26 protein-coding genes are annotated in these 23134 nt (G+C 71.9%); 10 read left to right on the top strand and 16 right to left on the bottom strand.

The genetic code is table 11. The features are described 5' to 3' along the window. Positions 1-5: 5 nt before the first annotated feature. Together ABIA36_RS13400 and ABIA36_RS13395 are read right to left on the bottom strand one after the other, a co-directional pair. On the bottom strand, positions 6-455 hold the full coding sequence (locus ABIA36_RS13400) for an FHA domain-containing protein (protein ID WP_369963753.1): 450 nt from the start codon (positions 453-455) through the stop codon (positions 6-8). A gap of 61 nt (positions 456-516) precedes the next feature. Continuing rightward, positions 517-1146: a CDP-alcohol phosphatidyltransferase family protein gene (locus ABIA36_RS13395; protein ID WP_369962970.1), complete on the bottom strand. Its 630-nt coding sequence runs from the start codon at positions 1144-1146 to the stop codon at positions 517-519. A 63-nt stretch (positions 1147-1209) separates the two neighbouring features. Between ABIA36_RS13395 and ABIA36_RS13390 the strand changes: the two genes are divergently transcribed. Next, complete coding sequence (locus ABIA36_RS13390; protein WP_369962968.1) at positions 1210-2037, top strand: DUF1295 domain-containing protein; 828 nt, start codon at positions 1210-1212, stop codon at positions 2035-2037. On the opposite strand, the gene ABIA36_RS13385 is transcribed toward ABIA36_RS13390, so the two are convergent. Beyond that, entirely contained in the window at positions 2021-2518 is a 498-nt protein-coding gene (locus ABIA36_RS13385) for a hypothetical protein (protein ID WP_369962967.1), read from the bottom strand. The two genes, ABIA36_RS13390 and ABIA36_RS13385, sit on opposite strands and share 17 nt — an antisense overlap. A 91-nt stretch (positions 2519-2609) precedes the next feature. On the opposite strand from ABIA36_RS13385, the gene ABIA36_RS13380 reads away from it, so the two are divergent. Genes ABIA36_RS13380 through ABIA36_RS13370 form a run of 3 tightly spaced genes read left to right on the top strand, consistent with a single transcriptional unit; the run spans position 2610 to position 4374 of the window. Then, the gene (locus ABIA36_RS13380) at positions 2610-3107 is read left to right on the top strand and encodes a hypothetical protein (RefSeq protein WP_369962965.1); all 498 of its coding nucleotides are present in this window, start codon (positions 2610-2612) and stop codon (positions 3105-3107) included. After that, positions 3104-3490 carry an RNA-binding S4 domain-containing protein gene (locus tag ABIA36_RS13375; RefSeq protein ID WP_369962963.1) on the top strand — a complete coding sequence of 129 codons (387 nt, stop codon included), beginning with the start codon at positions 3104-3106 and terminating at the stop codon, positions 3488-3490. The genes ABIA36_RS13380 and ABIA36_RS13375 overlap by 4 nt, the downstream gene beginning before the upstream one ends. A gap of 59 nt (positions 3491-3549) precedes the next feature. After that, positions 3550-4374 carry a DUF72 domain-containing protein gene (locus ABIA36_RS13370; RefSeq protein WP_369962962.1) on the top strand — a complete coding sequence of 275 codons (825 nt, stop codon included), beginning with the start codon at positions 3550-3552 and terminating at the stop codon, positions 4372-4374. A gap of 11 nt (positions 4375-4385) precedes the next feature. Here the strand turns inward: ABIA36_RS13370 and ABIA36_RS13365 are convergent, their stop codons facing one another. Further along, a complete protein-coding gene (locus ABIA36_RS13365; protein ID WP_369962960.1) occupies positions 4386-4775 on the bottom strand; it encodes a VOC family protein in 390 nt (129 codons plus the stop codon). Positions 4776-4808: 33 nt separating this feature from the next. Next, positions 4809-5756, bottom strand: a complete 948-nt coding sequence (locus ABIA36_RS13360; protein WP_369962959.1) for a J domain-containing protein — start codon at positions 5754-5756, stop codon at positions 4809-4811. Between the two features lie 113 nt (positions 5757-5869). On the opposite strand from ABIA36_RS13360, the gene ABIA36_RS13355 reads away from it, so the two are divergent. Beyond that, positions 5870-6253: a glyoxalase superfamily protein gene (locus ABIA36_RS13355; protein WP_369962957.1), complete on the top strand. Its 384-nt coding sequence runs from the start codon at positions 5870-5872 to the stop codon at positions 6251-6253. Here ABIA36_RS13355 and ABIA36_RS13350 read toward each other — a convergent pair. From ABIA36_RS13350 to ABIA36_RS13325, 6 genes are read right to left on the bottom strand one after another with little or no spacing between them, the layout of a single operon-like run. Beyond that, positions 6250-7137, bottom strand: coding sequence for a prenyltransferase (locus ABIA36_RS13350; RefSeq protein WP_369962955.1), 888 nt, complete (start codon positions 7135-7137; stop codon positions 6250-6252). The two genes, ABIA36_RS13355 and ABIA36_RS13350, sit on opposite strands and share 4 nt — an antisense overlap. Then, the gene (locus tag ABIA36_RS13345) at positions 7134-7511 is read right to left on the bottom strand and encodes a lycopene cyclase domain-containing protein (protein ID WP_369962954.1); all 378 of its coding nucleotides are present in this window, start codon (positions 7509-7511) and stop codon (positions 7134-7136) included. The genes ABIA36_RS13350 and ABIA36_RS13345 overlap by 4 nt, the downstream gene beginning before the upstream one ends. Then, positions 7508-7837 carry a lycopene cyclase domain-containing protein gene (locus ABIA36_RS13340; RefSeq protein WP_369962952.1) on the bottom strand — a complete coding sequence of 110 codons (330 nt, stop codon included), beginning with the start codon at positions 7835-7837 and terminating at the stop codon, positions 7508-7510. The genes ABIA36_RS13345 and ABIA36_RS13340 overlap by 4 nt, the downstream gene beginning before the upstream one ends. Next, complete coding sequence (gene crtI / locus ABIA36_RS13335) at positions 7834-9450, bottom strand: phytoene desaturase family protein (RefSeq protein WP_369962951.1); 1617 nt, start codon at positions 9448-9450, stop codon at positions 7834-7836. The genes ABIA36_RS13340 and crtI overlap by 4 nt, the downstream gene beginning before the upstream one ends. Positions 9451-9461: 11 nt before the next feature. Next, complete coding sequence (locus ABIA36_RS13330) at positions 9462-10391, bottom strand: phytoene/squalene synthase family protein (RefSeq protein WP_369962950.1); 930 nt, start codon at positions 10389-10391, stop codon at positions 9462-9464. Next, complete coding sequence (locus ABIA36_RS13325; protein WP_369962949.1) at positions 10388-11530, bottom strand: polyprenyl synthetase family protein; 1143 nt, start codon at positions 11528-11530, stop codon at positions 10388-10390. The genes ABIA36_RS13330 and ABIA36_RS13325 overlap by 4 nt, the downstream gene beginning before the upstream one ends. Positions 11531-11603: 73 nt before the next feature. Here ABIA36_RS13325 and ABIA36_RS13320 point away from each other — a divergent pair, with 73 nt between their 5' ends. Further along, positions 11604-12161, top strand: a complete 558-nt coding sequence (locus ABIA36_RS13320) for a MarR family winged helix-turn-helix transcriptional regulator (RefSeq protein ID WP_369962948.1) — start codon at positions 11604-11606, stop codon at positions 12159-12161. On the opposite strand, the gene ABIA36_RS13315 is transcribed toward ABIA36_RS13320, so the two are convergent. Next, complete coding sequence (locus ABIA36_RS13315; protein ID WP_369962946.1) at positions 12142-13659, bottom strand: SDR family oxidoreductase; 1518 nt, start codon at positions 13657-13659, stop codon at positions 12142-12144. The genes ABIA36_RS13320 and ABIA36_RS13315 overlap by 20 nt on opposite strands. A gap of 93 nt (positions 13660-13752) precedes the next feature. Here ABIA36_RS13315 and ABIA36_RS13310 point away from each other — a divergent pair, with 93 nt between their 5' ends. Beyond that, complete coding sequence (locus ABIA36_RS13310; protein WP_369962945.1) at positions 13753-14094, top strand: ATP-dependent DNA ligase; 342 nt, start codon at positions 13753-13755, stop codon at positions 14092-14094. A 126-nt stretch (positions 14095-14220) separates the two neighbouring features. Beyond that, positions 14221-14418: a hypothetical protein gene (locus ABIA36_RS13305; protein ID WP_369962943.1), complete on the top strand. Its 198-nt coding sequence runs from the start codon at positions 14221-14223 to the stop codon at positions 14416-14418. A 51-nt stretch (positions 14419-14469) separates the two neighbouring features. Here ABIA36_RS13305 and ABIA36_RS13300 read toward each other — a convergent pair whose 3' ends face one another. Next, positions 14470-15381, bottom strand: a complete 912-nt coding sequence (locus ABIA36_RS13300; protein ID WP_369962942.1) for a sigma-70 family RNA polymerase sigma factor — start codon at positions 15379-15381, stop codon at positions 14470-14472. Positions 15382-15664: 283 nt separating this feature from the next. On the opposite strand from ABIA36_RS13300, the gene ABIA36_RS13295 reads away from it, so the two are divergent. Further along, positions 15665-17086, top strand: a complete 1422-nt coding sequence (locus tag ABIA36_RS13295; protein WP_369963752.1) for an MFS transporter — start codon at positions 15665-15667, stop codon at positions 17084-17086. Between the two features lie 3 nt (positions 17087-17089). Here ABIA36_RS13295 and ABIA36_RS13290 read toward each other — a convergent pair whose 3' ends face one another. After that, complete coding sequence (locus tag ABIA36_RS13290) at positions 17090-18055, bottom strand: DNA topoisomerase IB (protein WP_369962941.1); 966 nt, start codon at positions 18053-18055, stop codon at positions 17090-17092. Further along, on the bottom strand, positions 18052-18987 hold the full coding sequence (locus tag ABIA36_RS13285) for a Ku protein (protein WP_369962940.1): 936 nt from the start codon (positions 18985-18987) through the stop codon (positions 18052-18054). Before ABIA36_RS13285 ends, ABIA36_RS13290 begins: the two co-directional genes overlap by 4 nt. 86 nt (positions 18988-19073) lie before the next feature. Here ABIA36_RS13285 and ABIA36_RS13280 point away from each other — a divergent pair, with 86 nt between their 5' ends. After that, positions 19074-21512, top strand: coding sequence for an ATP-dependent DNA ligase (locus tag ABIA36_RS13280; protein ID WP_369962939.1), 2439 nt, complete (start codon positions 19074-19076; stop codon positions 21510-21512). Here the strand turns inward: ABIA36_RS13280 and ABIA36_RS13275 are convergent. Next, a complete protein-coding gene (locus ABIA36_RS13275) occupies positions 21499-23073 on the bottom strand; it encodes a phosphatase PAP2 family protein (RefSeq protein WP_369962938.1) in 1575 nt (524 codons plus the stop codon). The two genes, ABIA36_RS13280 and ABIA36_RS13275, sit on opposite strands and share 14 nt — an antisense overlap. Positions 23074-23134: the final 61 nt, after the last annotated feature.

The following is a 23134-nucleotide window of genomic DNA, read 5'->3' as shown; positions in this document are numbered from 1 at the left end:
GTTCGTTAGTTCTTCGCCGCGGCGGCGAGGTCTTGCCGTGAGGCGTAGAACGTGAGCCGGAACTTGCCGATCTGGACCTCGGACGAGTCGCTGAGCAGGGCGCTCTCGATGCGCACCCCGTCGTAGTACGTGCCGTTGAGGGAGCCCAGGTCGCGGACCTCGAAGGCCGTGCCGCGGCGCGTGAACTCCGCGTGCCGGCGCGAGACGGTCACGTCGTCGAGGAAGATGTCGGCGTTCGGATGGCGGCCGGCGCTCGTGACGTCGGCGTCCAGGAGGAACCGCGCGCCGGTGTTGGGACCGCGCCGCACGATGAGCAGGGCCGAGCCGCGCGGCAGCGCTGCGATCGCCTCCTGCTCCTCGGGGCTGATCTCGCCGTCCATGGGGAACATCTTGGAGATGAACTCCTCGCCGAAGCGCGCGGTCGTGTCCTCGTTCCCCGTCGCGGCTTCGCGCAGGGGGTTCTCGGCGTCGCGGCCGTCGTCAGCAGCAGCAGAAGCCCATCCAGGGTAGTTCTCGTCAGGCACCGTCAACCTCCTCGTGATCAAGCCTATCGGAATGTGGGCCGCTGTCATCGGCCGGAAGGCGGATGACCCGTGCGGTCTCCCGAATGTAGACGATGCCGGCCCACCAGTAGAGGAAGGCTCCCCACAGCGCGAAGGCCCAGCCGAGCGGCAGCGAGAAGGGCGCGAGCGGGTCGAACGCCTCGCCGAGCATGAGCAGCGGGAGCGCGCAGAACAGGCAGAACGTGGCGACCTTGCCGAGGTGGTGGACCGGCAGCGGGCCGTAGCCGTGGTTCGCCAGGATCACCCCGAGGACCGCCAGCATCACGTCGCGCGCGAGGATCACCGCCACCAGCCACCAGGGGATGACCTCCCGCCAGGCCAGGCCGACGAGGGCGGCGAAGATGTAGAGCCGGTCGGCGGCAGGGTCGAGGAGCTGCCCGAGCCGGGAGACCTGGTTCAGCTTCCTGGCCAGCCAGCCGTCCAGGAAGTCGGTGACGCTGGAGACGACGAGGACGAGCAGGGCGAGCGCGTCCTCCCCCGCGATCACGAACGCCAGGAACACCGGCACCAGGGCGAGCCGGAAGAAGCTGAGGACGTTCGGGACCGTCCACACGCGCGAGCTCACCGCGCCGACACCATCCACGTTTCCACTCTACTGACCGCCGTCCTCCCGTCGAGGGCGGTCCGCGACTCTAGGATGTGGGGCGTGGAGCCCTTCTTCGTGTGTCTCTGGATCCTCGCGGGCGTGTGCGCCCTCACATGGGTGCTGTCGCTGATCACGGGCGAGCACTCCTGGGTGGACCGGATCTGGTCCATCGTGCCCGTCGTCTACGTCTGGGTGTTCGCGATCGCGGCCGGCCTCCAGGACGCCCGGCTCGACCTGATGGCGGGCCTGGTGACGCTGTGGGGCGCCCGGCTGACCTTCAACTTCGCGCGCAAGGGCGGCTACGCGCCGGGCGGCGAGGACTACCGCTGGGAGGTGCTGCGCGGCCGGATGAGCCGGGCCGCCTTCGCGGTGTTCAACCTGTTCTTCATCGTGATCTACCAGAACGTGCTGCTCCTGCTGATCGCCCTCCCGGCCTGGACGGCGTACCAGCACCGGACGCCGCTGAACGGCTTCGACCTCGTGTGCGCCGGGCTCTTCCTGGTGCTGCTCGCGGGCGAGACGATCGCCGACCAGCAGCAGTGGGCCTTCCAGCAGTGGAAGCGGGCGGAGGTCGCGGCCGGCCGGCAGCCGAGCCCGCGCTTCCTGCAGACCGGGCTGTTCCGCTATTCGCGGCACCCGAACTTCTTCTGCGAGCAGGCCCAGTGGTGGGTGGTCTTCCTGTTCGGCTGCGCGGCCGCGGGGTCGCTGCTGCAGTGGACCGTGATCGGGCCGCTGCTGCTCACCGGGCTGTTCATCGGCTCGACGGTCTTCACCGAAGGCATCTCGCGCTCGCGCTACCCCGAGTACGCGGACTATCAGCGCCGGACGTCGCCGATCGTGCCGTGGTTCCCGCGCCGCGGCGGGGAGGCCGTCACGGCGCGGTCGTGACGGTTCGGGCCGGGCGCGGGAAGGCCTCCCGCATGTGGTCGGAGTCGAGGTAGTCGGCCACGCCGATCAGGATCAGGCTGAACACGATCTGCTCGGTCACCATCCAGAACGGGTAGAGGCCGGGGATCGCCGCGATCACGAGCGTGACGACGGGGAAGATCTTGGCGAACAGCCGCAACCGGGAGTAGGCCCAGTAGTAGCCCTTCTGCGCGCGCCAGGCGAAGTAGAACAGCGTCACGGTCATGCCGAGCACGACGACGGAGCGCATCCAGACGGCGAACGGCACCGGCGCGCCGTCGAGCGTGAGCACCAGCGCGATGACGACGGCGGTGCTGCCGACGACGAGCTCGGCGACCAGCAGCCAGGCGATGACGACGAAGGCGCGGCGCGTGCGCGGGTGGTCGCGCCCCTCCTCCGGGACGGTGTAACCGGCGTGGCGTCCGCCCGCGATCCGGTCGAGCCGTCGGAGCAGTGAATCCATGTGTTTACGGTAACCCGACGCGGCTGGGAGCCCCTTCACTTTCCGGATGTCACGGTCACCTTTCGACGGATCGAGCGCGTACCGTGGAGGCATGTCGTGCATCCGCTTCAACACCCCCGCGCAGCGCCGGGCCATGCGCGATCACCGCCCGGCGATGCTGACGGCCGAGGAGGCAGCTGCGCTGCACCCGGCGCCGGAGTTCACGGAGAGCAAGCTGCGGAGGCTGCGGCTGCTGGCGGCGGACCCGAACCCGAAGATCCGGGAGGCGGTCGCGTCCAGCTACAACACGCCGGTGGACCTGTTCGAGACGCTCGCGAGGGACCCCGACGAGGGTGTGCGCGGCTGCGTCGCGAAGAACGAGGCGACACCGTGCGACATCCTGAGCACGCTGGCGACCGATCCGTCGGAGACCGTGCGCGGCTGGGTGGCGGTCAACTACTCCGTGCCGGCCGATGTGATGGCGGTGCTGGCGAACGACCGCAGCAGGACGGTGCGCAGCCTGGTGAAGTGGAAGGCGTCGCTCGCCGAAGAAGCCGAAGCGGAGCAGGCGGCGGCGGAGCGCGCCGCGGAGCCCGCGCTCTCGCGATGAGCGCGACGCCGCCCGGTGGCGCGTCGGCCGTCCGCGTCGACGCCTGGGCCTGGGCGGTGCGGCTGTACAAGACGCGCTCGGCGGCGTCCGACGCCTGCAAAGCCGGCCACCTCAAGGTGAACGGCGACCGGGCGAAGCCATCGCAGCAGGTGAAGGTCGGCGACGAGGTGCGCGCCTTCGTCGGCGGCTCGGAGAAGATCTACATCGCCCGCCGGCTGATCGTGAAGCGCGTGGGCGCGGCGATCGCGGCGGAGTGCTTCGAGGACCGCACGCCTCCCCCGCCGCCGAAGGCCGAGACGCCGTCGGATGTCACGCGCGAGCGCGGCGCCGGCCGGCCGACCAAGCGCGACCGGCGTCTCATCGAGCAGCTCCGGGGTCGCTGATGGCTCAGAGGCGGGAGGCTCAGAGGCGGGAGGCTCAGAGGCGGAAGGCACAGACGCGGGTGGCACGGGCGCGGGAGGCTCAGGCGCGGGTGGGGATCTCGGGCTGGACGTACGCGCCGTGGCGCGGCGTGTTCTACCCGAAGGGCCTGCCGCACCGGGCCGAGCTCGAGTACGCGTCCGAAAGGCTGAACTCGATCGAGCTGAACGGCAGCTTCTACGCGCTGCAGAAGCCCTCCAGCTACCGCAACTGGGCGGCGAGCACCCCGGAAGACTTCGTGTTCGCGGTGAAGGGCGGCCGCTACATCACGCACATCCTGCGTCTGAAGAACGCGCGGACCGCGCTCGCCAATATGTTCGCGTCGGGCGTGCTGACGCTCGGGCCCAAGCTCGGCCCGCTGCTGTGGCAGCTCCCGCCGACTCTGCCGTTCGACCCGGAGTCGCTGGACGCGTTCCTCGGGATGCTGCCGAAGACGACGGCCGCCGCCCGGGCGCTGGCCGCGGACACGACCTTGGAGCAGGACCGTACGGACTCCTCCGGCGCCGGCGACCGTCCGCTCCGGCACGCCGTGGAGGCGCGGCACGCGAGCTTCACCGACCCCGCGTTCCCGCGCATCTGCCGGGAGCACGGTGTCGCGGTGGTGCTCGCGGACACGGCGGGGCGCTACCCGGTGCTGCGGGAGACGACGGCGGACTTCGTGTACGTGCGGCTGCACGGCGACGAGGAGTTGTACGCGAGCGGGTACTCGGACGAGGCCCTCGACCGCTGGGCCGGCGAGCTGCGGGCTCGGCTGGCGGACGGGCTGGACGTGTACGCGTACTTCGACAACGACATGAAGGTGCGCGCGCCATACGACGCGATGGGGTTGCTGGAGCGGCTGACCTAGCCCGCCAGAACCTAGCCCGCCAGCACCGACATCACGTTCCCCGCCGGGTCGCGGAACCACGCGATGTCCGGCCCCCGGTTCGCCGCCCGGCCGCGGGCGACGCCCTTCTCGTCGGTGTGCAGCTCCTCGTCGTCGTAGATCTTGGTGACGACGCCCTTGGCGTTCAGTTCGTCGACGGCCGCGTCGATGTCCTCCACCGCGAGGTTCAGGATGGTGAAGCTCGCCGGGGTGTGGTCGGGCTTCGGGTAGACGAAGACGTGGCCGCCGCCGGGGAGCGCGATGTCGAGGTTGCCCATCGGGCCCTCCGTCACGTCCAGGCCGAGGGCGTCGCGGTAGAAGTCGCGGGCGGCGTCGATGTCGTTCACGCTGAAGCCGCTGAAGATGTCGATTGCGTTGACCATGGTGGCCACTCTGCCCCGGAGCGGGCGCGGCGTCTAGACGAAGCGCACGGCCTCCTGCAGGCGCGGCCGCAGCTCGAAGGCGCGGTCGACGCTCGCGCGGCCCGCGGCGTCGGCGCCGTCGCGGAGGATCTTCGGCAGCAGCGACCGGCGCACCACGGTGGCCCCGGCCAGCCGGCCGCGCTGGACGACGTCGAGCGGCACCGCCAGCGCGTCGTCCGGGACGACCACGATCAGGCCGGTGAAGCGGACGCCGGCCTGGCGGCCGAAGCTCTTGGCGGAGTTGTGGAGCTCGTGGAACGGCTCCTCGTCGCGCCCGATCCCGGAGCCGACCAGCTCGCCCTTCGCCAGCTTGACCGGGGCGCCCCAGTCGGCCGAGCGGAGGGCGAACAGCCCGGCGGGGCCGAGGACGATGTGGTCGAGCTTGGCATCGGTGGCCGGGTGCACGGCGACGTCGTTCCAGATCGTGAAGCCGATGCCGAGGCCGGAGACCGCGCGAGCCGTCGCCTCCTCGGCGAGCGCCTCCGCCAGCAGCATCCGGATCTCGCGGGGCGCCGAGCGCACCAGCGCGGGATCGTAGGGGTCGGCGGGGTCGGCGCCGCGACCCATCCACTCCCGCATCAGGGTGAGGAAGCGCTCGCGGGCACGGCCGCCGGGGTGGCCGTAGCTGCGGGCGCGGACCGTCGGCCCGCGGCCCGCCGAGCGGGTCGGGTGCACGGTGGCGCTGAAGCCGCCCCCACCCGACTCACCGGAGACGGCGTCCATCACCAGGGACTCGCCGCGGTCGTAGCGCGCGCGGTCCTCCGGGTCGCCGACCTGCTCCCAGGCGACCTGCACGGCCTGGAACGCCTCGGCGGTGCCACCGGTGTCGGGGTGGGTCAGGCGGGCCAGCCGGCGGTAGGCGCGGCGGAGCTCCTCCTGGCTGACGGTCGCGCTGACGCCGAGCACCTCGTAGGCGCTCGGCGCGGCGGGACTGTCACTCATGGTTCACGAGGGTAGCGGGCGGATCCGTGGATTCGCTCGATTTCGATTGAGGACGGAACCTGACCGCATGTCGCTCTAGCCTGGGATCACACCGATCGGAAAGAGCAGGAATCATGACCATCAGCGACTGGCGCATCGAGCTCATCATCGTCCCCGTCACCGACGCGGACCGGGCCAAGGCGTTCTACGTGGACGCCCTCGGCTGGCACGCGGACTTCGACCAGCGCGTCACCGACACGCTCCGCTTCGTGCAGGTGACGCCTCCCGGCTCGGCCTGCTCGATCGCGTTCGGCGACGGGCTGACCGACATGGAGCCTGGCACGATGAAGGGGCTGCAGATCGTGATCCCCGACGCGGACGCCGCGCTCGAGCACCTGCGCAGCAACGGCGTCGAGGCGCAGGGCGTCGACGAGCAGCCCTGGGGCCGGTTCGTCTATTACACCGACCCGGACGGCAACGGCTGGAGCCTCCAGCAGCTCGTTCCGCAGAACGGCTAGCGGGACGACCCCAGCGCGTACGCGATCAGCAGCAGCGTCACGACGAACCCGCACGCGTAGTTGATCCAGAGGAAGCGCCGCCAGCCCCGGTTGGCGGCGCTCGCGCGTTCGTCGGGGACGGACCAGTAGGGCGCGGCGGTGAGGAGGTACGGGACCGCGAGCACGGCGGCGAGGGGGCCGGGCCACGCGGCGCCGAGCATCGCGACGCCCGCGGCCGCCCAGGCGAGGACCGCGAGCCGCGTGGTCCGGGCGGCGCCCAGCACCGTCGCGATGGAGGCGATGCCGCCCTCCCGGTCGGGGACGACGTCCTGCACCGCCCCGAACGCGTGGCTGCCGACGCCCCACAGGAAGAACGCGAGCAGCAGCAGCCAGAGCGCCGGGGTGAAGACGGCGCCGGCGAGCACGAGGCCGTAGAGCGCCGGGCTGACGAAGTGGAAGCTCGATGTCGCCGAGTCGAGGAACGGGACCTCCTTGAACCGCAGCCCCTTCACCGAGTAGGCCAGCACGGCGAAGACGCTCGCCGCGAGCACCAGCCAGGACAGCGGCGAGCCGACCAGGACGAGGAAGACCAGGAACGGCACGTTCGTCGCAGCGGCCGCGATCAGTGTGCGCCGATGCATGCCCCGGTCAAGCAGGGCGCCCTCCGCGCCGCCCTTGCGCGGGTTGCGCAGGTCCGACTCGTAGTCGAACACGTCATTCACCCCGTACATCGCCAGGTTGTACGGGATGAGGAAGTAGAGCGTGCCGACGATCAGCACGGCGTCGACCCGGCCCGTGGTGACCAGGTAGGCGGCGGCGAACGGGAAGGCGGTGTTGATCCAGCTCAGCGGGCGGGAGGCGAGCAGGAGCTGGCGCGCGGCGGACGGAGCCAGGGTCGTGGTCATCGGCTGCTCCGGTCGTGGGTGCGGGCGTCCGCCGTCGGTTCGTGAGCGCTGGTCGACTCCTCGGGCCTCGGCCGAAGCAGCAGCCAGAGACCGGGGAGCAGCAGGAGCCCGGCGACGGGATAGGCGAGATCCTCGATCGGGACCAGGCCGAGGTGCGCGCCGGAGATCGCGGCCGAGGCGTAGGTCATCAGCCCGGCCGCGATCATCAGGTTGTCGAAGACGGCCGTGAGCACCACCAGCATCGCGCCGGACACGACGGCCGGGACGGTCCACCGCCGGACGAGGCGCGCGCGGTCCGGCGCGCGCACGAGGCCGGCGACGAGCACGGCCGCGGCGAGCGCGAGGAACGCCGCGCTGAGCAGGGGGTACGTCATCCGCGCTCCCGCCGGTCGAGCAGCGCGCGCGTCCCGGAGAGCAGGACCAGCGTCAGGTAGCAGAGGAACGCCAGGAAGACCGGCTCCTCCAGCGGGAGCTGCGGCGCGAGCTCGATCCCGGTCATGAACGGGGAGCGCCCGCGGGCGAAGACGCCGAGCGCGATGCCGAGCACATCCCAGGCGAGGAAGAAGACCAGCCCGGCCGCGAGCACCAGCCCGGCCCGCCGTGCCGCGCCGCCACGCCAGAAGACCAGGGCGAACCGCCGGTCGAGCAGCACGAGCGCACCGAGTGCGACCAGGAGGCAGGCGAGGTAGGCGACGCTCACGGGACCCGTTCTCCCGCGGTCGCCTGGCGGAGCGGTTCCGGCAGCGGCGCCGCGCTGTCGTCGCCGCGCAGGCGTTTGAGGACGAGCTCCGCGCTGATCAGGCACATCGGGAGGCCGATCCCCGGGATGGTCGACGATCCCGCGTACAGGAGGCCGTCGACCCGCTTGGACGCGTTGCCAGGCCGGAAGAACGCGCTCTGCCGGAGGGTGTGCGCGAGCCCGAGCGCGCCGCCCATCCAGGCGTTGAAGCCCTGCGCGAAGTCGTCGGGCCCGACCGTGCGGCGCACGACGATCCGGTCGGCGAGGTTCGGGATGCCGGCCCACGCCCCGACCTGGGCGACCGCCGCGTCGACCGTCTTCTCCACCAGCCGGTCGCCCGCGCCGTCCACGCCGCCGCGGCCGATCGAGACGTCGGCGGCCACGGGGACGAGCACGAAGAGGTTCTCGGAGCCCTGCGGCGCCACGCCGGGGTCGGTCGCGCTCGGCTTGCAGACGTAGAGCGACGCCGGGTCGGGGATCACCGTGCCGCGGCCGAAGCCGCGGCGTGCGCCGTAGATGCGCGCGAAGCCGGCCTCCCAGTCGGTGGTGAAGAAGAGGTTGTGGTGGGTGAGCTCCGGGAGGGACCCGCGGACGCCGAGCATGGCGAGCACGGCGCCGGGGCCCGGGTCGCGGCGGTCCCAGCTCCGCTCGGGGTGGGTGCGCAGCGCCGGCGGCAGCAGCTCGGTCTCGGTGTGGTGGAGGTCGGCTGCGGAGACCACGATGTCCGCCTCCGCGACCCGTGGGGTTCCCGCGCGGTCGACGTACTCGACGCCGGTGGCGCGGGCCTTCCGGTCCCGCCCCGGCTCCGTGCGGATCGCGGTCACCCGCGCCCCGGTCACCAGGTCGGCGCCCGCGGCCTCGGCAAGCGCCGCGATCCGCCGGATCAGCTCGGCGAAGCCGCCCAGCGGGTAGCGGACCCCGTCGTCCAGGTCGAGATGGCTCATCAGGTGGTACATGCTGGGCGCACGCCCGGGCGAGGTGCCGAGGAAGACCGCCGGGTAGCCGAGGAGCTGACGAAGCCGGGTGTCGCGGACGAAACCCGCGGCGTAGCGGTCGAGCGGTTCGAGCAGGAGCCGCGCCAGCCTCCCGGCGCGGCGGAGGACGGCGGGGTCCAGCAGCGGGCCAGGTGTCGCGAACGTCGCGTAGAGGAAGCGGTCGACGGCGAGCCGGTAGGTCTCGGCCGCGCTCGCCAGGTAGCGGTCGAGCGCGGCTGCGGCGCCGGGCTCCACGCTCTCGAACAGGGCGCGGTTGCCCCGGCCGTCGGCCCGGACGTCCAGTGGAGCGCCGCCGGACTCCGCGAACAGCCGGTAGCCGGGGTCGAGGGTGACGAGGTCGAGCTGCTCCGCCGCGCTGGTCCCGAGCAGCCGGAAGAAGTGGTCGAACACCTCCGGCATCAGGTACCAGGACGGGCCGGTGTCGAAGCGGAAGCCGTCCGCCTCCCAGAGCCCGGCCCGGCCGCCCAGAACGTCGTGCTGCTCGAGCAGGGTGACCCGGCGGCCGTCCTTCGCGAGCAGCGCCGCGGTGGCGAGTCCCGCGATGCCGCCCCCGATGATGACGACTCGGCCCTCGGCCATCGGACGCTCCGTCACCGCAGCACCCCGGTGGAGGCCCGCAGCAGGATCGCGAGCTTCGTGGCGTTGGGCACCCGCACCCGGCGCTGGAGCAGCTCGGGGGCCGGCGTCCGCCGGATCCGGTCGCTCAGCTCCGAGAACAGGCCGTGGGCGGCGGCGATCGCGCGGCGGCAGTTCTCCGGCAGTTCCGGGATGGCGTCCGCCGCGGCGCCCAGGTCGCAGTCGATGTCCACGACCAGGGCGAGCTTCTGCCGCTCGGTGAGGCGTGCGGGGTCGATACCGGGGAAATAGCTGCGGCCGAGCTCGGCGTAGTCGACGGCGAGGTCGCGCAGGAAGTTGATCTTCTGGAACGCCGCGCCCAGCCGGCGCGCGCCAGCCTCCAGCCGGCGCCGGGTCGCGTCGGGCACCGGCGAGTCGGCGAGGAAGACGGCGAGGCACATCAGCCCGACGACCTCCGCGGAGCCGTAGACGTAGGCGCTCAGCTCGTCCGCGCTGAAGTCGACCGGGTCGAGGTCCCGGCGCATGGAGGCGAAGAACGGCCGGGTCAGCTCCGCGCCGAAGCCGGCCGAGCGCGCGGCGCGGGCGAACGCGTGGACGACGACGTTGGCGCTGTAGCCGGTGCGCAGCGCCTGCTCGGTGTCGTCCTCCAGCGCCGCCAGCACCTCCCCGATCTGCTCGGTGGTCAGCCCGGCCTCGGCCGCCGCGCCGTCGACGATCTCGTCGGCGACCCGCACGAGCGCGTAGACGTCCTCGACCAGGGGGCGGACGGACGGCGACAGCAGCCGCGTGGCCATCCCGAACGAGGTGGAGTACTCGTGGATGATCGTCGCGGCGCTGCGGTGGGCGGCCCGGCTGTACAGCGTGAGGTCGGTGTCGGTGACGGTGACGAGCGCCGGGCGCCCGTCGGGAGAGGTCTCCGACGCCGACGGCTCGGTGCGGGTCATGCGGTCCTCCCGACGCAGCCGTGGGCGACGCCGGTCAGCGTCGCGGCGAGGGCGGACGGCAGCAGCGGGGTGTCGAGCACCGCGACGGCCGCGGCGACCTGGTCGGCCAGGAGGCGCTCGGCGAAGTCGCGCGCCCCGCAGCGTTCGAGGCCTGCTGCCAGCTCGGCGGTGTCGTCGGGGCCGAGGTCGGCCCGCCCGAACAGCGGCTCCAGCTCGGGCCACTGCGCAGTGCCGCGCGCGAAGGCGATGAGCGTCGTCTCCTTGCCCTGCTGCAGGTCGCCGACCACGGTCTTGCCCGTCACGGTCGCGTCGCCGTACACCCCGAGCAGGTCGTCGCCGAGCTGGAAGGCGACGCCGACCAGCCGGCCGTAGTGGCCGAGCAGCTCCACCACGCCGTCGTCCGCGCCCGCCAGGAGGGCGCCGGCGGCGAGCGGCCCCGACACCGAGTACTCGGCGGTCTTGTGGGCGGTCATCGCGAGGACGTCGGGCAGAGCGCCGGCGGACATCCCGGTGGCCAGGCCGACGTCGGCCAGCTCCCCCGCGGCGGTGACGAAGACGGAGCGGTCGATCAGGTCCAGCAGCCGGGACCGTGTGGCCTCCTCGACCCCCAGGCGCGCGACGCGCTGCGCGGCGGCGTGCAGCAGCAGGTCGCCGGCGAGGATGGCCGCCGACTCGCCCCAGAGCCGGGCGCGGGGGAACCCGGCTCCCCGGAAGAGCGCGTCGGCGCTGAACTCGCCTGCGACGTTCGGACGACCGCGGCGCACCGTGTCTCCGTCGATCACGTCGTCGTGCAGCAGGAAGGCGCTGTGCAGGAGCTCGAAGGCGAGCGCGGTCTGGACCGCGGCGGCGCGTTCTGCGGCGGCGGGTTCTGCGGCGGCGGGTTCCGCGGCGCCGGCCAGACCGTGGAAGGCCGACAGCACGAGCCGCGGCCGGAGCCGCTTGCCGCCGCGGGAGGACTCCGCCACGGCCTGCCACAGGCGGGCGTATTCTTCGCCGTAGCGCGCGGCGTCGCGTTCGCGTGCGGCGAGGAAAGAGGACAGTTCGCGCTCGACGGAGCGCAGGTCCTCCTCGACGGGGTCGGGCGCAGTGGACTCCGCGTGGGGGCGGTGCTCCGTGAGTTCCGGGCAAAGCTGGGTCATATCGACCTCCTTTACCTAGCCTGGTTAGCAAATAACTTAGCACGCTTCTTACGCGAGGCAATAGGATGGCCGCATGAGTTCGAAAGAGGAGGCCCGGCGCATCTCCGGGTCGCTGATCGACCCGCGGGTGATCGACCCGCGGCAGGAACTCGTGCGCCACGACGACCTCAGCGACGACGAGCTGCAGCAGGTCATCGGCGTCCTGGACGCCGTCCGCGGCTGGCGGGAGGCCGAGCAGCGGCTCAGCCTCGAGTCGCGCACCGCGATGCAGCTCAACGAGACCGACATGAAGGCGCTGCGCTACATCATCGCCTCCGGGAACGCCAACGTCGCGGTCACCGCCGGTGCGCTCGCCGAGCACCTGCACATCTCGACCGCCTCCGTCACCAAGCTGCTCGACCGGCTGGAGCGGGCCGGGCACATCGTCCGCAGGCCGCACCCGACCGACCGACGCGCGGTCACGGTCGAGATCACCGAGGAAACGCACCGTCAGGTGCGCCGGACGATGGGCATGCAGCACGCCCGGCGTTTCGAGGTCGCCCGCGCGCTCAGCTCAGCGGAGCGCGAGATCGTGACGCGCTTCCTTCACGACCTCGCCGCCACCACGCTCGTCACGGCTCCGCCGGAGTGACCCCTCCCGCAGCCTCGGCGCGCGCCCGCTCGGCGCGCGCCGCCCGCTCGGCCTCCACGACGATCCGCTCGGCCATCCCCGCGAAGATGATGCCGTGGAACGGCAGGATCGCCAGCCAGTAGAGCCGGCCGGCGAGCCCGTGCGGGAAGAACACGGCGCGCTGACGGTAACGCGACCCGGCGCCGTCCGGCGTGACGCCGAGTTCCAGCCAGGCCAGGCCAGGGACCCGCATCTCGGCGCGCAGCCGCAGCGATGAGCCGCGGTCGAGGCGCTCGACGCGCCACCAGTCCAGCGCGTCCCCGGTCTGCAGCCGGTCGGCGTCGCGCCTCCCCCGCCGGAGGCCCACGCCGCCCGCCAGCTTGTCCAGCCAGCCGCGCAGCGCCCAGGCGAGCGGGAACGAGTACCAGCCGCGGTCGCCGCCGATCCCCTCGATGACGCGCCAGACCTCCTCCGGCGGCGCGGCGCTGGTGCGTTCGCGTACGTCGGTGTAGACGGTGTGGCCCGACCAGTCCGGGTCGCTCGGCAGCGGGTCGCTGGGAGCCCCGGACACCGAGGCGTCCTGCCAGCTCGTCTCGACGGTCCCGGCGCTCAGCCGCGCCAGCGCGAGCCGGACGGACGCCCGGTACCCGGTGAGACCGCCCTCCGGCGGCGGGATCACGGCGTCGATGTCGTGCTCGCGCATCACGCAGTCGTACTGCAGCGACTCGATGATGGGCACGGCGAGCGCCCGCGGGATCGGCGTGACGAGGTTCACCCACTGCGACGCCAGCCACGGGGTGAACACGGGCAGCGAGGCGATGGGGCGCTCCCGCAGCCCGGCCTCCAGCGCGTAGCCGTTCATCATCTGCCCGTAGCGGAGGATGTCGGGGCCGCCGATGTCGAAGGCGCGCGACACTTCCGGCGGCAGCTCGGCGGCCGCCAGCAGGTAGTGCAGCACGTCGCGCACCGCGATCGGCTGGATGCGGTTGCGGACCCAGCGCGGCGCCGGCATGTACGGGAGGACGTCGGTGAGCTGCCGGATCATCTCGAACGACGCCGAGCCGGAGCCGATGACGACGCCGGCCTGCAGCACGACCGTGGGCACGCCGGAGTCCAGGAGGATGCGGCCGACGGCGACGCGCGAACGCAGGTGCCGGGACAGCGGCCCGTCCGGGTGCAGCGCGCCGAGGTAGACGATCCGGCCGACGCCCGCCGCCGCGGACGCCTCGGCGACGGCGCGCGCGCCGTCCGCCTCCTCCTCGTCGAAGTCGCCGGTCGCGCGCATGGAGTGCACGAGGTAGTACACGACGTCGACATCGCGCACCGCCTCCGCGACGGACGCGCGGTCGTGCAGGTCGCCCCTCACCACCTCGACGTCCGGCGCCCAGGGCACGTCGGTGAGCTTGAGCGGCGAGCGCACCAGCACCCGGACGCGGTAGCCGCGCTCCAGGAGGCGGGGCACCAGCCGGCCGCCGATGTAGCCGGTGGCGCCGGTGACGAGGACGCGTCGAGGTTCCACGGCCCGACCCTACCCCCGGCGCAGGAAAATCCCTCCGGGCGGTTTTCCCGCGCCGAATGGCTGCATCGACCGGGATTCCGGTACGGTTCTCGCATGGGCAAGCTCGTTTACGGCGGTACGACCGAGATCGGATTCGAGGACAGAGTCCTCGCGCACCTCCAGATCGTCGTCGGACTCAAGCTGCGGCGCAAGGAAGGCTTCTTCTTCTCCTGGCGCGACGAGCAGGGCGTCGGCGACGGCCGGAGCGCCATCTGGGTCGACCCGGCCATCCCGCTGCTGTTCCGCTACAGCGGCGGTCGCCAGCCCTCCATCAACAAGCAGTGGCTGGAACAGCTCACCCTGTCCTCCAACAGCGCCCAGGGGCTCCAGCTCACCGAGGAGATCGGCGCGCTCGGCGCCGACGAGGTCAACGCCGACTCGCCTCCCGGGCGATGACCCCGCGCTGATCGCGCGCCGGCTGGCGTCGTCGCCGCCAACTCGCTGGGAGAAGTTCAGCGATGCTTGATCGCCTCCCGGGCCGCCCCTATCCTGGCCGTGATCGTGGCAGAACGGAGGCGCGCCATGACACCGGAATCAGACGAACCACTCGCAGCCGCCGGGCCGGCCGAGGCTCCCGTGGCGGAGACCGTCGCGGGCCCCGCGGACGCGGAGGCAGGCGCCGAGGACACGGGCGCTGCCGAGGCCGCCGAGGGTGACCACCCCGGCGACATCCCGTTCGAGCAGGCTGTCGTAGAACACGAGAACCCCGCGCTCGGCTGAGTTCGTCTCAACCGGAGCCCGGGGTTCCCAGGAGTGTGTCCTGCGCGACGCTCAGCGCAGGTATTCGAGCAGTTCGGGGCTGCGCAGCCGCTTGAGGCTGCGGGTCTCGAGCTGACGCACGCGCTCGCGGGTGATGCCGTAGACCGCGCCGACCTCGTCCAGGGTCATCGGCTTCTGGCCGTCGAGCCCGAAGCGCATCCGGACGACCTTGGCGTCGCGCGGCGGGAGCTCGCGGAGGCGCTCCTCCAGGTCGCGGTGGCGGAACTCGACCTCCACCGACTCCGACGGTCCGGGGGCGTCGCCGTCCTCGATCAGGTCGCCGAGCTCGGCGCCCTCGTTCTCGCCGACCGGCACGGCCAGCGATACGGTCTCCGAGTCGCTCATCTGCAGCTTGTGGACTTCGGCCGGCGTTAGGTTGGCGGCCTCCGCCATCTCCTCCAGCGTGGGCGTGCGGCCCAGCTCCCCGCCCAGGTCGCGGCGGATGCGGTCGAGCTTGTCGATCTTCTCGACGGTGTGCACCGGGATGCGGATCAGGCGGGCGGTGTCGGCGATGCCGCGCAGGATCGACTGGCGGATCCACCAGGTGGCATAGGTGGAGAACTTGTTGCCGGTGCGGTAGTCGAACTTCTCGACCGCGCGCACCAGGCCGAGGTTGCCCTCCTGGATCAGGTCCATCACCGCGAGCCCGCGTCCGGCGTACCGCTTGGCGATGCTGACGACGAGGCGGAGGTTCGCCTCGATGAAGCGCTCGAACGCGCGCTTGCCGTCGTCGGCCAGGTACTGCAGCTCCCGCTTCTCGCGCGGGGTCAGTCCGGGGCGCGTCGCCAGGCGGTCGCCGGCGAGCACGCCCACCTCGATCCGCTTGGCCAGGGCGACTTCCTCGTCCGCCGTCAGCAGGCGGGTTCTTCCAATGGAATTGAGGTAATCGCGAACTGGATCATTGGTCACTTCGAGCGTCGTCATCGTGTCATCCCATTCCATCGTGGGCAGTGAATTTCTGCCTCGATTCGGTACCTAACGGAATCAGATTGCTCAGTCCCCCAACAAGGGGTTGACAAGCGTGGTACACCCCGCTAGACGTGTCGCTTGCCTTCGCGCAAATGCTCGGATGTCTTCGAATACGCGGTTGTCAAGGGCCTGCAGGCCGAAACGGGACGCTCGTACTGTCCTGAAGATGAGCGAGCGATCATCGGATTCTCAGCGGAACACCGGACTCAAGACGATCCGGACCTCCATCCCGGCCCGAATGGACCGCCTCCCCTGGTCGCGCTTCCATTGGCTCGTCGTGGTGGGGCTCGGCACGGTGTGGATCCTGGACGGTCTCGAGGTCACCATTGTCGGAGCAATCGCGAGCCGGCTCACCGAGCCCTCGTCCGGACTCGGGCTCACCACCGCGCAGGTCGGCCTCGCCGCGGCGATCTACGTCGCCGGCGCGTGCGTCGGCGCGCTGTTCTTCGGCTACCTCACCGACCGGTTCGGCCGCAAGAAGCTCTTCATCGTCACGCTCGGTCTCTACCTGCTCGCGACCGTGCTCACCGCGTTCTCCGTGGCGCCCTGGATGTTCTTCGTGTTCCGGTTCTTCACCGGCGCCGGCATCGGCGGCGAGTACGCGGCGATCAACTCTGCGATCGACGAGCTCATCCCCGCCCGCCGCCGGGGTGTGGTGGACCTCGCCATCAACGGCTCGTACTGGCTCGGGACCGCCTTCGGCGCCGTCCTCACGGTTTTCCTGCTCAACACGGCGATCTTCCCGGCGAACATCGGCTGGCGCATCGCCTTCGGCCTCGGCGCGGTGCTTGGCCTGGTCATCCTGCTGGTGCGCCGCAACGTGCCGGAGTCGCCGCGCTGGATGTTCATCCACGGCCGCGACGAGGCGGCAGAGAAGGAAGTCGCCGGGATCGAACGCGACATCGAGAAGGAGCGCGGCTCCGCCCTGGAGGTCGTGCCGGACGACAAGGCCATCGAGATCCACCAGCGCCGTTCGACCGGGTTCGGCGAGATCATCCGGGTCGGCATCCACCAGTACCCGAAGCGCTCGATCCTCGGGCTGTCGCTGTTCATCGGCCAGGCGTTCCTCTACAACGCCGTGTTCTTCACCTACGCGCTCGTGCTCACGAACCTGCTGAAGGTGCCAGCCGACGTCGCGCCGTGGTCGCTGCTGCCGATCGCTGTGGGCAACTTCCTCGGGCCGCTGCTGCTCGGCCGGCTGTTCGACTCGGTGGGCCGCCGGTTCATGATCACGCTGTGCTACGTCGGCTCCGGCGTGCTGCTGATCGGCACCGCCCTGCTGTTCTCCGCGGGCGCGCTCGACGCCGTCTGGCTGACGGTCTGCTGGATGGTCGTGTTCTTCTTCGCCTCGGCGGGCGCGAGCGCGGCCTATCTGACCGTGAGCGAGATCTTCCCGATGGAGACCCGCGCCATGGCGATCGCCTTCTTCTACGCGGTCGGCACCGCGGCGGGCGGCATCGTCGGCCCGATCCTGTTCGGCCAGCTCATCGGCGGCGGCATCCAGTCCGTCGCGTTCGGGTATTACATCGGAGCGGGCCTGATGATCGCGGCGGGGCTGGTAGAGCTCTTCCTCGGCGTGGACGCGGAGCGGAAGTCGCTGGAGGACATTGCGGCGCCGCTGTCGGCGGGGACGCCGGCGCAGTCGGCCGCGAAGCGCTAGCGGTCAGCTCAGGAGCTCCAGCAGCGCGGGCTCGGGAGCGCGGCCGCCGCGGGCGTCGATGACCTCCCCCGACCGGTAGCGGTCGAACACCCGCGGGTCGATGTAGCTGTTGCGCGCGATGGCCGGGGTGTTGCCGAGCGCCTGCGCCGCCTCGGCCACCGCGGCCGTGACGCGCTTGGCGCGCTGCGCCTCCTTGGTCGCCAGGCCCAGCTCGGCGAGCGCCTTCGCGGCGACGATGGTGCCGTGCAGCGTCCGGAAGTCCTTGGCCGTGAACTCGCCGCCGGTCTGCCGCTGGATGTACTCGTTCAGCGACGCCGGCCGGATGTTGTGCCAGGTTCCGTCCTTCCACGACAGCAGCCGGGAGCGCTGGCCGCGCACCGCCACGATCTCCGCCAGCAGCTCGGCCAGGTCGGCGTCCACGATCGTGCTCGACCACTTCTGCGCCGACTTCGCCGGGAAGGTCAGGGTCACCTCGTCCCCGTCGATCGCGACGTGCCGGCACAGCAGGGTGGTGAGGCCGCGGCTGCCGTTGGCGTGCAGGTACTCCTCGCTGCCGATCCGGAGGCTGCCGAGGTCGATGATCCGGAACGCCGCCGCGAGGATGCGGTCGCGCCCGAATCCCTCCTGCCGGAGATCCATCGTGACCTTGCGGCGAGCGCCGGGCAGAGTCTCGGCCAGCTGGGCGGCGCGCTCGAACTTGATGCGGTCCTGATGCAGCCGCCACGACTCGTGGTAGAGGTACTGCCGCCTCCCGGCCGCGTCCGTCCCGACCGCCTGGATGTGGCCGCGGGCGTCCGGGGAGATCCAGACGTCCTGCCAGGCCGGCGGGATGACCAGCGAGCGGATGCGCTCCAGCTCCCGCTCGTCGACGATGCGGTTGCCCGCTTCGTCCTCGTACACCGGACCCTTGGCAGACGAACGGCGGGCATACCCCGGCCCCGACGGGTCGCTGCGGCGCAGGCGCGTCACGCGGGCTTCTTCGTCTTCTTGGCGGGAGCCTTCTCCGCCTTCGCAGCGCCGGCCTTCGCGGCGGCACTCTTCGCCGGTGCACTCTTCGCCGGTGCCTTCTTCGCCGGTGCTTTCTCCGCGGCCGCCTTCGAGGACCCGCCTCCCCGGCTCCGCTCGACGCTGCGCTTCAGCGCCTCCATCAGATCGATGACTTCGCCGCCGCCCTTCTTCGCCTCCTCGGCCTCCTCGCCGAAGGTGGCGGCCGTGTCGATCGTCTCGCCCTGCTCGAGCTTGGCGTCGATCAGCTTGCGCAGCTCCTCCTGGTACTCGTCGCTGAACTTCTCCGGCTCGAAGTCGCCCGCGAAGCTCTCCATCAGGGCCGAGGACAGCGACAGCTCGCGCTCGGTGATCCGCGGAGTGGTCTCCAGCGCCGGGAACTCGGCGGCGCGGATCTCGTCGTGCCACAGCATGGTCTGCAGCACCAGGACGTTGCCGCGCACGCGCAGCGCGCCCAGCCGGGTCTTCTGCCGCAGCGCGAAGTTGACGATCGCGGTGCGGTCCTCGTCCTCCAGGGTCTTCCGCAGCAGCGCGTAGGCCTTCAGCGACTTGGAGTCCGGCTCCAGGTAGTAGCTGCGGTCGAACATGATCGGGTCGAGCTGGTCGTTGGGGACGAACTCCACGACGTCGATCTCGCGGCTGCGCTCGGCGGGCAGCGACTCCAGGTCCTCCGCGGTGAGGATGACCGTCCGCTCGCCGTCGTCGTACGCCTTCGCGATGTGCTCGTAGGGGATCGTCTTGCCGTCGATCTCGCACACGCGCTTGTAGCGGATGCGCCCGCCGTCGGCGTCGTGCACCTGGTGCAGCGCGACGTCGTGGTCCTCGGTCGCGCTGTAGACCTTCACCGGCACATTGACCAGCCCGAAGGTGATCGCTCCCGTCCATATGGCCCTCATGGCACCATCGTGTCCGCGCTTCCGCGGAAATTCAACAGTGGATGCCGCATCTGCCCCGGGCGCGCCGCACGGCGTACGGTATCGGCATGGTTGCGGAGGACACCGAGACCGTCTCGATCGACGGTCACCGGCTCAAGCTGACGAACCTCGACAAGGTCATGTACCCGGAGACCGGGACCACCAAGGCCGACGTGATCGGCTACTACAGCGCCATCGCCCACGTGATGATCCCGCACACGCGCGACCGCATCGCCACCCGCAAGCGCTGGGTGCACGGGGTCGGCACGCCGGAGAAGCCCGGCGAGGTGTTCTTCCAGAAGAACCTGGACCCGGCCTCCACGCCCGGCTGGGTGAAGACCCGCACCATCCGGCACAAGACCAGCGAGAACACCTACCCCCTGGTCAACGACCGGGCGACGCTGGTGTGGCTGGCGCAGATCGCGTCGCTGGAGCTGCACGTGCCGCAGTGGCGCGTCGGCCGCGGCGAGGCACGGCACAACCCCGACCGCCTGGTGCTCGACCTCGACCCGGGCGACGGCGCGACGCTGCAGGACTGCGCGGAGGTCGCCCGGCTGGCCCGCGCCATCCTCGCCGACATGGGGCTCGACCCGCTGCCGGTCACCAGCGGATCGAAGGGCATCCACCTCTACGCGCCGCTCGACGGATCGCAGACCAGCGACCAGGTCTCCGCGGTGGCGCACGAGCTGGCGCGGGCGCTGGAGGCCGACCATCCCGACCTGGTCGTCAGCGACATGAAGAAGGCGCTGCGCACGGGCAAGGTGCTGGTCGACTGGAGCCAGAACAACGGCGCGAAGACGACCATCGCGCCGTACTCGCTGCGTGGCCGGTTCCGGCCGACGGTGGCGGCGCCGCGGACCTGGCGGGAGCTGGCCTCGAAGGACCTGCGACACCTGGAGTACACGGAGGTGCTGGAGCGGGTGAAACGCCGCGGCGACCCGCTCGCGGACCTGTCGGCGGGGCGGGCAGCGGCCGAGGGCATCAGCGATGAGGGAATCAGTGCGGCGGGCTCCGACCGGCTGACGACTTACCGCTCGAAGCGCGACGCCGACAAGACGCCGGAGCCGGTGCCGTCGGTCAGCCCGGACGCGGTGGACGGCCGCTCGTTCGTCATCCAGGAGCACCACGCCCGGCGGCTGCACTGGGACTTCCGGCTGCAGCACGACGGCGTGCTCGTGAGCTGGGCGCTGCCGAAGGGGCCGCCGACCGACCCGAAGCAGAACCACCTCGCCGTGCATGTGGAGGACCATCCGCTGGAGTACGGCACGTTCGCCGGCGACATCCCGCACGGCGAGTACGGCGCGGGCCACGTCGACATCTGGGACCACGGCGAGTACGAGCTGGAGAAGTGGCGCGACGACGAGGTCATCGCCACCCTGCACGGGCAGCCGGACGGCGGGCTCGGCGGCGAGCCGCGCAAGTTCGCGCTCATCGCGACGAAGCAGGGCGGCGACGAGAAGAACTGGCTCATCCATCTGATGAAGGAGGCCGATGGGGTGAAGGTCGGCGCGACGAAGAAGAAGTCGCCCGCCCCCATCACCGACCCGCCCGTCTCCCCCATGCTCGCCACCCTCGGCTCCCGCGCCGACATCCACGACGAGTCCGAGTGGGCGTTCGAGATGAAGTGGGACGGCATCCGCGCCATCGCCGTCGTCCGCGACGGCGCCCTGCGGCTGAACACCCGCAACGGCATCGACGTCACCGCCACCTACCCCGACCTCGCCGGGCTCACCGGGCTCGCGGGCGACCACGAGCTCGTCCTCGACGGCGAGATCGTCACGCTCACTCCCCAGGGCCGGCCCGACTTCGGCCTCCTGCAGACCCGGATGGGCCTGACCCGACCGGCGGAGGTGCGCGCGGCGGCCGAGCGGGCGCCCGCGCACTACTTCGTCTTCGACCTGCTGGAACTCGACGGCGAGGACCTCCGCCGCCACCCCTACGACGAGCGCCGCGCCACGCTCCAGGAGACGCTGCGACCGCCCAAGGACGACCCGGTGCAGGTGCCTCCGGCCTTCGCCGGCGACGTCGACCACGCCATCGCCTCCTCGCGCGAGTTGGGCCTGGAGGGCGTCATGGCGAAGCAGCGCGACGGCACCTACGCGAGCGGCCGCCGCTCCCGCACCTGGATCAAGATCAAGCACCACCTCGCGCAGGAGGTCGTCATCGGCGGCTGGACCCCCGGCAACGGACGCCGCGCGAACAGCATCGGAGCGCTGCTGCTCGGCATCCCGGACGGCGACGGCCTGCGCTACGTGGGCAAGGTGGGCACCGGGTTCACCGACGCGATGCTCGACGACCTGGCGAAGAAGCTGGCCGCGCACCCGCGCACGACTCCCCCGCTGGAGGGCGTCCCGTCGGCCGACGCACGGGGCGCGCACTGGGTGCGGCCGGAGTACGTCGGGGAGGTCGAGTTCGCCGAGTGGACGGGCACCGACCGGCTGCGTCAGCCGTCCTGGCGCGGCCTGCGACCGGACAAGCGCGTCGACCAGGTGGTCAAAGAGAGCTGACCGGCGCGTACACCGCGAGCCCCGCGGGCAGGATGCGCAGGTCCAGCCCGTCGCCCGGCGTGCGGGTGGAGGCCTCCCCGTCGTGGGCGTAGCCCGGGTCCTCGTCGCGGGTGCGCAGCGAGATCCGCTCCGCGGTGAAGCCGTCGATCACCGGAGGACCCTGGAGGAACGGCAGCCGCGCCACCAGTGCGTCGGTGCGGCCACCGAACGCGAGCGCCACCGCACCGCGGGTCTTCGGCGTGTGCCCCGCGTCGAGGATGCGGATGTCCAGCAGGCCGTCGTCCAGCCGCCGACGCTCGATCGGGGCGACGGTGACCGGGTAGTAGCGGTCGACCCCGACGAACACCGACCACACCGACCGGCGGCGGCCGTCCACCTCCAGCTCGACCGGCGTGCTCTTCCGGACCACGCGGATGGCGGCGATCACGGCCGCGAGCGGCTTGCCCCAGCGGCCCTCGTGCCGCTCGCGCTCGGCGACGAACGCCGGGTAGACGCCGACCGAGGACGTGTTGAGCACCGTCCGCGTCACGGCGGCGTCGTCGTCGCCGCCGGCCCCCAGGCGCAGCTCGGCGACATCGACGCGTCGCCCCGTGCCCGCGCCGAACGCGTCGAGCGCGATCTCCAGCGTGTCGGCCCCGATCGCCTTCGCGAAGTGGTTGAACGTGCCGCCGGGCAGCACCAGCAGCGGGAGGCCGGCCACGCGCGCCTCGTGGGCCATCGCCGCCACCGTCCCGTCCCCTCCCGAGATGCCGAGCACACGCGGCGGGTCCTCTGACCCCAGCCGCTCCCGGACGAGCGCGGCGATGTCGTCGCCCTCCTGGAGCTCGTGCACGCGGGCCTCGGGGAACCGCTCGGCGAGCACCGGTCGCGGGTCCGGCCGGCCGAGCCCGGCGCCCGAGCCGGGATTGACCACGATGAAGGCGCCGGCGCCATGCGGGAGGACGGGCAGCTCGACCGTCTGCTCTGTCGGCGCGCCAGGGCGCACGACGGGGCGGAGCCTCCGGAGCGCCGGGCCAACGGCCTTCACCAGCACCGCCGCGCCCGCGCCGATCGCGGCGCCTCCGACGACGTCGGAGAACCAGTGCGCCCCGGTGTGCAGCCGCGAGTAGCCGACGCCCGCGGCGAGCGGGGCCAGCGCGGCCCCGGCGGCCGGCGAGTCGAGCGCGACCCCGGTCGCGAACGCCACCGCGCTCGCGGTGTGCCCGGACGGGAACGACGGGGAGGTCGGCGAACGGTGCAGCCGCCGCGCGACGGGGATGGCGGCCAGCGACGGCCGGTCGCCGCCGACGAGCTGCTTGCCCACGACGTTGGCGATCAGGCTGGCCACACCGAGCGAGACGAGCCCGCGGGCCGCCGCCCGCGGCTTGCCGAGCGCCACCAGCACGGCGGCGGCGGTGAACCAGAGCTTGCCGTGGTCGGCGGCGCCGCTGAGCAGGCGCCAGAACCGGTCGACCCCCTGCCCGGTCGTGCGACGGCCGATCCGGCGGGCCACGGCCTCGTCCGTACGGACGACGCGGTCGGGCAGGCTGAGCCGGGGCCTCCGGCGGCGGTCAGTCGACATGGCATCCAACCTACCCGCCGCGCGCGGGGCCGGAAGGGCGTGCGGGCGTGTCCGGACGGGC

It is taken from the genome of Leifsonia sp. EB34 (assembly GCF_041260585.1).
GTDB lineage: Bacteria > Actinomycetota > Actinomycetes > Actinomycetales > Microbacteriaceae > Leifsonia.
Note: the sequence above shows the minus strand (reverse complement) of the source record. Positions and strands in the feature narration are given on the sequence as shown.